Origin of the sequence: Pseudomonas sp. B707 (assembly GCF_022496685.1) — a bacterium.
Classification (GTDB): Bacteria; Pseudomonadota; Gammaproteobacteria; order Pseudomonadales; family Pseudomonadaceae; genus Aquipseudomonas; species Aquipseudomonas paraglycinae.
Genome location: NZ_WTVE01000021.1, coordinates 16,970 through 27,094, shown reverse-complemented (window position 1 = coordinate 27,094; position 10,125 = coordinate 16,970). Strand labels below are relative to the sequence as shown.

8 protein-coding genes and 1 rRNA gene are annotated in these 10,125 nt (G+C 60.9%); 6 read left to right on the top strand and 3 right to left on the bottom strand.

The features are described from left to right. Positions 1–6: 6 nt before the first annotated feature. From rrf to GQX66_RS10380, 4 genes are all read left to right on the top strand, one after another. A 5S ribosomal RNA gene (gene rrf, locus GQX66_RS10395) occupies positions 7–122 on the top strand. A 149-nt stretch (positions 123–271) separates the two neighbouring features. Then, positions 272–931, top strand: a complete 660-nt coding sequence (locus tag GQX66_RS10390) for a paraquat-inducible protein A (protein ID WP_007951772.1) — start codon at positions 272–274, stop codon at positions 929–931. Further along, positions 918–1,541: a paraquat-inducible protein A gene (locus GQX66_RS10385; RefSeq protein WP_007951771.1), complete on the top strand. Its 624-nt coding sequence runs from the start codon at positions 918–920 to the stop codon at positions 1,539–1,541. The genes GQX66_RS10390 and GQX66_RS10385 overlap by 14 nt, the downstream gene beginning before the upstream one ends. Further along, positions 1,534–3,837, top strand: coding sequence for an MlaD family protein (locus GQX66_RS10380; protein ID WP_085745417.1), 2,304 nt, complete (start codon positions 1,534–1,536; stop codon positions 3,835–3,837). The genes GQX66_RS10385 and GQX66_RS10380 overlap by 8 nt, the downstream gene beginning before the upstream one ends. Positions 3,838–3,906: 69 nt before the next feature. Here GQX66_RS10380 and mksF read toward each other — a convergent pair whose 3' ends face one another. Genes mksF through mksB form a run of 3 tightly spaced genes read right to left on the bottom strand, consistent with a single transcriptional unit; the run spans position 3,907 to position 8,715 of the window. Further along, entirely contained in the window at positions 3,907–6,747 is a 2,841-nt protein-coding gene (gene mksF, locus GQX66_RS10375) for an Mks condensin complex protein MksF (protein ID WP_240868691.1), read from the bottom strand. Then, positions 6,744–7,445, bottom strand: a complete 702-nt coding sequence (mksE, locus tag GQX66_RS10370; RefSeq protein WP_007951764.1) for an Mks condensin complex protein MksE — start codon at positions 7,443–7,445, stop codon at positions 6,744–6,746. The genes mksF and mksE overlap by 4 nt, the downstream gene beginning before the upstream one ends. Further along, complete coding sequence (gene mksB, locus GQX66_RS10365; protein WP_162803847.1) at positions 7,435–8,715, bottom strand: Mks condensin complex protein MksB; 1,281 nt, start codon at positions 8,713–8,715, stop codon at positions 7,435–7,437. Before mksB ends, mksE begins: the two co-directional genes overlap by 11 nt. A gap of 218 nt (positions 8,716–8,933) precedes the next feature. On the opposite strand from mksB, the gene GQX66_RS10360 reads away from it, so the two are divergent. Next, positions 8,934–9,680: an energy transducer TonB gene (locus GQX66_RS10360; protein WP_240868694.1), complete on the top strand. Its 747-nt coding sequence runs from the start codon at positions 8,934–8,936 to the stop codon at positions 9,678–9,680. Further along, positions 9,673–10,125: a ribosomal protein S18-alanine N-acetyltransferase gene (rimI, locus tag GQX66_RS10355; protein ID WP_102687513.1), complete on the top strand. Its 453-nt coding sequence runs from the start codon at positions 9,673–9,675 to the stop codon at positions 10,123–10,125. The genes GQX66_RS10360 and rimI overlap by 8 nt, the downstream gene beginning before the upstream one ends.

Sequence of the window (10,125 nt, the reverse complement as noted above, 5' to 3'; positions counted from 1 at the left end):
GAATTTCTTGACGACCATAGAGCGTTGGAACCACCTGATCCCATCCCGAACTCAGAAGTGAAACGATGCATCGCCGATGGTAGTGTGGGGTTTCCCCATGTGAGAGTAGGTCATCGTCAAGATTAAATTCCGAAACCCCAATTGCGAAAGCAGTTGGGGTTTTGTTTTGCCCGCAGGAAAGTTTTTGCTCGCTTCAGCGAACAAATTTGCACAGTTATTTTCGAATCAGAACACTAGAATAGATCCCAACTTTCTCGGAGCCAGAGCCCTTATGTCAGATTCGGTTGACGCCCCCGGGCTGTCAGATTTACCGCTGGATGACTTGGTGGCCTGCCATGAGTGCGATCTGCTGATGCGCAAGCCCAAGCTTGCTCACGGCGAAAAAGCCCTCTGCCCACGCTGCGGTTACGAACTGTACGCTCACCGTCATAACGTGGTGCAGCGCAGCCTCGCCCTGGTCATTGCCGCGCTGTTGCTCTACGTGCCGGCGAACTTTTTACCCATCATGCAGCTCAATGTTCTCGGGCAATCGTCGCAGGACACGGTCTGGAGCGGTGTAATCGGTCTGTTCAACACCGATATGCGCGGTGTTTCGGTTGTCGTATTCCTTTGCAGCATGGCGATTCCACTGTTGAAACTGCTGTGTCAGCTGATCGTGTTGCTGACGATCCGTTTCAACATCGGACGCAGTTATGGTCTGCTGCTCTACCGCATTTATCACCACCTCAAAGACTGGGGCATGCTTGAGGTCTACCTCATGGGCGTCTTGGTCGCGATCGTCAAACTGGCGGACATGGCGGCTATCACCGTGGGCCTCGGTCTGGCGTGTTTCATCGGCTTGTTACTGGTTCAGGTCTGGCTCGAAGTGGTGATGTCGCCGCACCAGATCTGGCAGGCGTTATCAGGAGAAGATGCCCATGCGGGCGATTGATGCAGGCATTCTGATCTGTACCGAATGCCACGAACTGAACAGGCAGGATACCGACAGCGATGTGCAGACCTGCACCCGATGCGGTGCGCTGGTTCACGCCCGGCGGCCCAATAGTCTCGCGCGAACCTGGGCGCTGCTGATCACGGCCGCGATTATCTACATCCCTGCCAATGTTCTGCCGATCATGACCGTCAGCTCTCTGGGCCAGGGTGACCCGAGTACGATCATGTCCGGCGTCATCCAGCTGGTGCAGCACGGCATGATTCCGATCGCTGCCGTGGTGTTCATCGCCAGCATCCTGGTGCCGACCTTCAAACTGGTGGGCATCGCGCTGCTGCTGTTTTCCGTACAGCGCCGCCAGCCGTTGTCCGCCCGTCAACGGATCTGGATGTACCGCTTCATCGAGTTCATCGGCCGCTGGTCGATGCTCGATATTTTCGTGATCGCCATTCTGGTGGCGGTCGTCAACTTCGGCCGGCTTGCCAGTGTCGAAGCCAATCTTGGCGCCATCGCCTTCGCCAGTGTGGTGATTCTGACGATGCTCGCCGCTGTCACTTTCGATCCCCGACTGATTTGGGATAACACGGAGTCGGACGCCGACCATGACTGATTTGCCTGTAGCGAAAACCCGACCGGCTTCGAACTGGTCTGCCATCTGGGTGCTGCCCCTGATCGCCTTGATTATCGGCGGCTGGCTCGGCTGGCGTGCCTACACCGAAACCGGTATCGAGATTCAGGTGCGGTTTGAAAGCGGTGAAGGCATTCAGGCCAACAAGACCGAAGTGGTCTACAAAGGCATGCCGGTCGGCAAGGTGAAAACCCTCAAGCTCGATGATGAAGGCAACTCCAAAGGTGTCATCGCGACCATCGAGATGAACAAGGATGTCGATCAGTACCTGAAGACCAGCACCCGTTTCTGGCTGGTCAAACCGAGCGTGACCCTGGCCGGTATCACCGGCCTGGAAACCCTGGTATCGGGTAACTACGTCGCCATCAGTCCCGGCGAAGGCGAGCCGACCCGCAAGTTCAAGGCACTGGCCGAAGAGCCGCCGCTATCGGATTCGAAGCCCGGTCTGCACTTGACGATCAAGGCCGACCGTTTGGGTTCGTTGAATCGCGGCAGCCCGGTGTTCTACAAGCAGATCAAAGTCGGTCAGATCAAAAGTTACGTGCTGTCGGAAGACCAGAGTACGGTCGAGCTCAAGGTGTTCATCGAACCGACCTACGCCAAACTGGTGCGCAAACACACCCGTTTCTGGAACGCCAGCGGCATCAGCATCGACGCCAACCTGTCCGGTGTGAAAGTGCGCAGCGAATCCCTGGCCAGCATCGTCGCCGGCGGTATCGCCTTCGCCACCCCGGAGAACCGCAAGGACAGCCCGCCCACCGATCCAAGCCTGCCGTTCCGTCTCTACGAAGACTTCGATGCGGCCGCCGCCGGTATCCGCGTGAAGGTCAAACTCAGCGATTTCGAGGGCCTGCAAGCCGGGCGCACCCCGGTGATGTACAAGGGCATTCAGGTCGGTAACCTGAAAGCGCTGAAGATTGACCCGGACCTGTCCAGCGCAACCGCCGAACTGACCCTTGATCCGCTGGCCGAAGACTATCTGGTCACCGGCACGCAATTCTGGGTGGTCAAACCTTCGATCTCCCTGGCCGGCATTACCGGTCTGGAAGCGTTGGTAAAAGGTAACTACATCGCCGTACGTCCGGGCGACAAGGGTGGTGCGCCACAACGTGAATTCGAGGCCCGGCCAAAAGCCCCGCCGCTGGATCTGCGCGCACCCGGCCTGCACCTGGTCCTGTTCACCGATACCTTAGGCTCGATCGACGTCGGCAGCCCGATCCTCTACAAGCAGGTCAAGGTCGGTTCGGTGCAGAGCTATCAGTTCTCCAAGACCCGCAAACAACTGGTGATTGGCGTCCACATCGAGAAGGAATACGAAAACCTGGTGAACGCCTCGACCCGGTTCTGGAACGTCAGCGGTGTCACGCTGACCGGCGGGTTGACCGGCGGGATTCAGGTCAAGAGTGAATCGCTGCAGACCCTGATGGCCGGCGGCATTGCCTTCGAAACGCCACAAGCCAAAGCACCGTTACAAAAACGCATCCCGCGCTTCCGTCTGTTCGCCAACCATGATGAAGCGAATCAGAAAGGCGCCGTCGTCACCATCAAGGTCGATCGCGCGGACGGTCTGCGCAGCGGCACCCCGGTGCGCTTCAAGGGACTGGACGTCGGCAAGATCGAAAGTGTCGACCTGACCGATGATCTGCAATCGGTAATCCTCACCGCGCGCATCACTGAAGTGCCGGAGAAGATTGCTCGAGTCGGCAGTCAGTTCTGGGTGGTCAAACCGGAGTTGGGTCTGATCAAGACCTCGAACCTGGAGACCCTGGTCACCGGCCAGTACATCGAAGTGCAACCTGCGGCCAAGAACCTCGGCCCGCAGAAGAACTTCGTGGCCCTGGCCAATCCGCCGGAAGTCACCAAGCAGGAGGCAGGCTTGAGCCTTGTGTTGAGCGCTGCCCGTCGCGGCTCGCTGAAACCGGGTGTTCCGGTGACCTACCGAGAGATCACCGTAGGCAAAGTCACCGGTTACGAACTGGGCCAGACAGCGGATCGCGTACTGGTGCACATCCTGATCGAACCGAAATACGCGCCACTGGTGCGCAGCGGCAGCCGTTTCTGGAACACCAGTGGTGTCGGTTTCGATATCGGCCTGTTCAAAGGCATGACCGTACGCACGGAGTCGCTTGAGACCGTGATTCAGGGCGGTATCGCCTTCGCCACACCGGACGGCGAGAAGATGGGCAACCCCGCGCGTGCCGAACAAACCTTCCCACTGTTCGACAAGTTCGAAGACGAATGGCTGACCTGGGCGCCGAAAATCCCCCTCGGCAAATAATCCCGAGCCCATGAAAAAGGGCCGCGATCCATTGGATCGCGGCCCTTTTTTGTGCCCGTCAGTTAAGCATCAAACCGCATCCAGCTCCGGCTCGTCCGCTTCGACATTGATGGTGGCTTTCACCAAATCGTGACGGCGGATGTATTTCCAGTCCGCCTCGTCGATGTAGATGCCGGCCGGGCCGCTGCCGCCTTCCAGGTCGATGGCGACACTGGCGCAGACCTGCGGCTTCACACTCGCCAGAATCGGCACGAAGCCCAGTTGCAGGCTGGTTTCCAGCAGAGCGGCCTGGTTCTTCTCGTCGATGTCCGCCGCTTCGTCGAGGTAGTACGGCAGGCGCACGCGACCGGCCAGGTCGCGATCCATCAAGTGCAGCAACAAGTACATGTTGGTCAGCGCCTTGATGGTCATCGTGGTGCCGTTGGACGCCGCGCCATCGATGTCGGTGTGGATCACCGGCTGGCCGTTGACCTTTGTGATCTCGAACGCCAGTTCGAACAAGTCCTTGAGGCCGAGCTGGTTGTGGTTTGCCGCCACCAGCCGCGCCAGGTATTCCTTGGCCTCTTCGTTCTTGTTGTCCTGCTCGGCGCTTTGGCTCAGGTCGAACACCGACAGGGTTTCGCCTTCTTCGTACTGACCGGCGCTGTGGATGATCTGGTCGATGTGCTTGAGCGCTTCCTTGTTCGGCGCGAGCACGATGCGGAAGCTCTGCAGGTTGGACACCTGACGCTTGTTGATCTCGCGGTTGAACAGCGCCAGTTGGTGCTCGAGGCTGTCGTAGTCGCTGCGGATATTGCGCAGGGTCCGCGCGATATCGGTCACGGCTGCGCGACGCGCCTTGCCGAGGGTCAGGGCTTCGTCGGTACGGTGCGCGTAAGCGTTGATCAGCAACGACAGACGGCGCTCCATGTCGTCTTCGCTGTCGAACTTGGCCACGCCTTTGAGGCGCACTTGCGCGTACAGCGCTTCGATCTGGCCATCGGCACGCAGCAAGCCTTGCCAGCTGTCCTGATAGTCGTTGAGCAGCGGCAGCAGGTTGTCCATCGAATCGTCAACCGGATCCATGAACGGCGTACCGAACGGCAGATCCGCCGGCAGCAGCTGACGACGACGCAGGGCGTCGTCGAGGGTGCGTTGCTTGGCTTCCATGTCGGCGATCTGGCGGCCGACCAGTTGCAGCTTGGCCGACAGTTGCTGGACGCGCTCGGTGAACGCATCGCTGGAACGCTTGAGTTCGTCCTGCGCGGCTTCCATCTGCGCCAGTTGCTCCAGCTTGTCGCCTTCTTCGGCGCTCAGGGTCTGAGTGCGACGGAAATCTTCCAAAGCTTTCTGCGCATCCAGCACCTGCTGGTACAGCGCTTCGGTCTGGGTCTTGCTCGCAGCGCGGTCGGCGGCCACCGCTTGCTGGGTCTTGAGTTGTTTGAGCTCTTTTTCCAGACGCTCTTTCTGATCGCGCAGCGCGGCACGGTCGGCCAGCGCTTGCAGGGCCGGTGGCTCGATGTGCGAGATGTCGATCGACAGGCCCGGCACTTCGAAACGCTCGCCCTTGAAGCCGTCGAGGATCAGCTCGACCGATTTCACCCATTCGCCATCGTCGTCGAGGGTGATGCCGTGTTCGCCCAGCGGCAGGCTGAACAGCGCACTGTTGAACAGGCGCATCAGGCGCTCGACATCCTGTTGCGAGAACTCTTCGCGCAGGCGTGCATAGCTGTTGTTGTCGGCGTGATCGAGTTGTTGCTTCACCGACTTCAGGCGTTTTTCCAGATCGCGAAGACGTTCTTCGAGATCCTCGGCACTGAACTGACGGGACTGCGCCAGCGCACCGGCCAGTTCGTCGTGAGCGTCTTTGGCCGCCAGCAGTTGCTGCTCCAGGACTTTGACGTCATCGACCAGCGCGAAGCGGTTCTTCAGCACCGACAACTCGCCGAGCCAGCGCTGGATGCCGGAGATTTCCCGCTCCAGACGCATCAGTTCCTGGGTGCCGCCACGCTGATCGTTTTGCAGGTCGTCCTGCTCGCGACGGAAGTGCTCGGCCTGAATGGTCAGTTCTTCCTTGCGTGCCGTGGCGTAGTCCGACCAGGTGCCGAGCAACGAGTCGAGCAGCGGCGACAGGCGATGCAGTTTTCCGCGCAGTACATCGCGCTGTTTCACGCCGTTGGCCAAGGCTTCGACCAACGGGCCGGCAGCGACCAGCGAGTTGTAGTCCTGTTCCATGCGACGCACGTCGCGGAAGGCTTCTTCGCACGCGGCGATGTAATCGACGCTGCCGGAACGCAGGCTGTGTTCGAACGCATCGAGGAACAGCTGCTTGAGCTTGGCTGCGGTGATTTCGCGCATGTGCAGCAGGTTGATGAACAGCGCGCGGAAGGTCTTCAGGCTCTGCTCGCTGGTGGAGCGCAGCGGAATCAGCGTCAAATCGAGCGGGATCGACGTATGACCGCCCACCAGCAATCGGCGCAGCTCATCCGGCTTGAGTTCGTAGGCTTTCAGGCCTTCTTTCTCAAGGTTGCTGAACAGCTCTTTCTGCCGCAGGCAGGTGTCGTTTTTCTGGTAATGCGCCAGATCGAGCTTGCCGGCATAGGCAAAGAACTGGTGACCGAAACCGCCACCCGGGCCGCGACCGACCACGCCGATCACGTGCGGGCCGTGGGGCAGGTTCACTTCGACGAGGATGTAGCTGGTGTCGGAGGCAAAGTAGAAACGCCGGGATTGTTCCAGGCTGTACTTGCCGAAACTCATGTCCGACATGCGCGCCAGAATGGGGAACTGCAAGGCGTTGATCGACGCCGACTTACCAAGGTTGTTCGCGCCGTAGACCGACAGCGGTTCTTCCAGCGGGAACAGGCCGAGGCTGTAACCGGCGGTGTTCAAAAGGGCAAAGCGGCGGATGCCGTAGCGTTCCTGGCTCATGCGTCGGACTCCTGTTCTTCGGCAATGGCTCTGGCCAGTGCGTCTTCTTCGCTCTCTTCTTCAAATTCGGATAGATCGAGCGGGTCGTCGGTGGCGAGAAATTTCGCCTCGGCGGCTTCGTCAATCAGTACCGGTGCCGGCAGCGGCAGAACGCTGTGCACGCTGGCCGCCAGATCGCGGTCTTGCTGGACCGACAGGCAGACGTCGAGGAAGCGATGCATCGGCGGCAGGAAACGGTACACGCCGTTTTCCTCGCTGGCGAAGCCGAGCTGGGTCATGCGGCGCATGATTTTTTCTTCCAGCTCTTCAACGGTCTGCACTTCGGCCTGGATAAACAGGTCGCGGTACTTTTCCAGCAGCGACGGCAGTTCTTCGCGGCCGAGGCTGCCGCCGTCGAGCACGGCGATCGGATCGCGACCCTGATCGGCCAGATGCTCGACCAGGATGAAAGTGAACAGTGCCAGGCGCTGGGCAGTCTTGTTCACCGCCGCAGCCGCCATGTCTGGCACGAAGTAATAGAAACCACGGGTGTCGCAGACCAGTTCGAAGCCCAGTGCCTTGAACAGCGTGCGGTACTGGTCCTGGAAGTTCGACAGTTGCGCGTACAGCTCCGGGTCGCGGCGGCTGACGTGGTAGCCCTTGAACAGCTCGCGAAAGATCGGCGCCAGCTGAGACAGTTCGGATAGATCAAGATGCATTGGGGATGCTCGCAGAATCCTCGGCGGCGGTGTCGCCGGCCGAGAGCAGGGCGAAGGAGCGCAGGCTGACCTGGTGCTCGTGAGTGTGGTATTCGCGGCGTTCCAGACGCTCGCGCTTGAAGCGTTTTTCCCGCGACAGGCGCGAGAACCAGTAAAGCAATTCGTCGGTCGCGCCGTCCGGTTCCTGCTCCAGCAGCCAGGTCATCAGGTCCGGCATCGGCAGGGATTCTTCGCAGCGGTCGACCATCTCGCGCACGGTGCGCGGTGCGCGCGGGGCATCGCCAGTCTTCTGCGACTTGTGCGCCTTTGGGAAACGCGCCGGTTTCGGCTCGAAACGGGCCAGGGCGTAGACGTAGGCTTCAACCTGACTGGCGCTACCGAGGAAGGTGCTTTGCGGCCGGGTGAACAGCGGCATCGCGGCTTGCGGCACGGCGTCGATGCCTTTGCGGCGGATCGCGGCCAGCGCAAGTGCGGCACCACGTGTCACGGCGTTGTGCCGGCGCGCTTCTTCACGCAGCGGCAGCAGCAATTCCCGAGCGTGACGCAGGGTCAACTGGGCGCTGGTCTGCATTTCGAGGATGCGCGCGTGGGTGCGCAGCAGCATGTCGTCATCGACCAGATGGCCGAGGCGCTGCTGTTCGCTGAGCATCTTCAGCAGCACGGTTTCGACCTTGCGCACGCCTTGCTCGAAGGCGCCGTCGGCGTTCACCAGATCGATCATCGGCTCGACGTATTCGTCCCAGGTCGCCAGCACTTCGGCGTAACGCTGACGCAGCGGAATCTGCCGGTCGCTGGTCTTGGCCCGTTCGGCCACGGCCACCAGCGCCTGTTCGTCGTTGTCGAGTTTCTTCAGAACGTCGCGCACGCGCATGTCGAGCAGGCGCAACTGACGCGCCAGGTCATTGCCGTCACGGACGTCGAACGCATCCTGGATATAACCGGCCAGACGCTCAAGGTGACGCAGATAGGCTTCGATTTCCAGGCACAGGCCCAGACGGTGTTCCCGACGCAGATAGGCGAGGAAGTCGTGAATCTGCGCGTTCAGCTCGAAACGGTTCGGGCTTTTCGCCACGGGAACCAGAATGTCGAGGCGGATCCACACGTCGAGCAGGCTGGTGATGTCCTGCGGCGTGCTGTCCAGTTGTTGGGCGGCCAGTTGCGTGCGCAGTTCGTTGAGGCTCAGGGTGCCCTGGTCGAAGTGCTCGCACAGTGGCTCCAGAAGTGCCCAGTGTTCAGCGAGGGCGCGCAAGACGCGCTTGGGTTCGATCATCGGAATGGCCGGCTGGTTGGCGATTAAAAGCCGCGATTGTACTGCATCACGAAGGATGCGATTCACTCTCGGGACGGGCTGTCGCTTTTCTTTGCGTCAAGGTATCGATCAACAGCGGGCGATCTTGAGCGAAGGGCTGTAGAATCAGCGCACTTCAGTTATCCACAAGTGGCCGACCCTTGCTAATCGAGTCCCGCCGCCGCGCCTATTTGAACGCCATGCAGGTGGTCAACTGGCTGCCGCGCACCGAATTGCCCTTTGCCGCACCGTCGCGGCCCGAGCTGCTGGACATGCCCGAGCCCGAGATTGCCGCGCCGGTGATTCCGGCAACCCCGGCCGAAGCGCCGGAGCAGCCGGCCGCGCGTCCGGTCGAGCGGCCGAAGATCGAGGTTCCGCGACCTTCGCTGGCCAGCACCCGTACGGGCGCCAAACCGGTCGAAGAAGTCGACGACACACCCGTGGTGGCCAAGCCGGCGCCGGTACCGCCACCGCGTTTCGCCCTGCAATTGCTGCGCGCCGGACGTTGCCTGCTGCTGGTGGAGTTACCCACAGGCGAAGCCTTCCAGTCGCGCGATCCTGCTTATCTGTTGCTCAAGGACATGCTGCGTGCCGCGGGCCTGCCGGACGCGCCGCAGATTGTCGGTGAGCCGGTGCGCTGGCCATGGCTGAACCGCGGCACGATGGATCAGGGCCCGGAGGCGGCCCGGGATTTCGTCCAGGGTTTCCTGTCGGTGCAGATGGAGGCGGCGCCGTGCGCCTGTCTGTGGCTGATTGGCCTGCCGGCGGTGCGTTTTGCCGGCGAAGCGGAGGCCGAGGCGTTCAACCGTGAATTGCAAATCGAGGGGCTTGGCCTGGCGTGGGCCGTGCCCGGGCTGGAATTGTTGATGGAAGAGCCACAGCGCAAGGCCGCCGTGTGGCAAGCCATGCGTCGGCTGATGGCGCGCTGGAAAGAATCGAATGAGTGACGCTGTATCGTTTCGCCCGATGACCGAGGCGGACCTGGACGCTGTGCTGAAGATTGAATATGCCGCGTACAGTCATCCGTGGACCCGCGGGATTTTTCTCGACGGCCTGGGCAAGTACCAGATCTGGCTGATGTTCGAAGGTGAGCAGCAGGTGGGCCACGGGGTGGTGCAGATCATTCTCGATGAAGCGCATCTGCTCAACATCACGGTCAAACCGGAAAACCAGGGTCGCGGGCTCGGGCTGACCCTGCTCGAATACCTGATGTCCCGAGCCTACGCCGCCGATGCCCGGGAATGTTTCCTGGAAGTGCGCGACAGCAACACGTCGGCCTTTCGCCTGTACGAGCGCTATGGCTTCAACGAGATCGGCCGGCGCCGGGATTACTACCCGGCGGTCGGCGGGCGTGAAGATGCCGTGGTCATGGCCTGCACGCTCGTCGACTGA

What these genes read in the sequence shown, in the direction of transcription:
- GQX66_RS10390 (WP_007951772.1), top strand. Translation starts at nt 272, where the DNA reads ATGTCAGATTCGGTTGACGCCCCCGGGCTGTCAGATTTACCGCTGGAT.
- GQX66_RS10385 (WP_007951771.1), top strand. Translation starts at nt 918, where the DNA reads ATGCGGGCGATTGATGCAGGCATTCTGATCTGTACCGAATGCCACGAA.
- GQX66_RS10380 (WP_085745417.1), top strand. Translation starts at nt 1,534, where the DNA reads ATGACTGATTTGCCTGTAGCGAAAACCCGACCGGCTTCGAACTGGTCT.
- mksF (WP_240868691.1), bottom strand. Translation starts at nt 6,747, where the DNA reads ATGAGCCAGGAACGCTACGGCATCCGCCGCTTTGCCCTTTTGAACACC.
- mksE (WP_007951764.1), bottom strand. Translation starts at nt 7,445, where the DNA reads ATGCATCTTGATCTATCCGAACTGTCTCAGCTGGCGCCGATCTTTCGC.
- mksB (WP_162803847.1), bottom strand. Translation starts at nt 8,715, where the DNA reads ATGATCGAACCCAAGCGCGTCTTGCGCGCCCTCGCTGAACACTGGGCA.
- GQX66_RS10360 (WP_240868694.1), top strand. Translation starts at nt 8,934, where the DNA reads ATGCAGGTGGTCAACTGGCTGCCGCGCACCGAATTGCCCTTTGCCGCA.
- rimI (WP_102687513.1), top strand. Translation starts at nt 9,673, where the DNA reads ATGAGTGACGCTGTATCGTTTCGCCCGATGACCGAGGCGGACCTGGAC.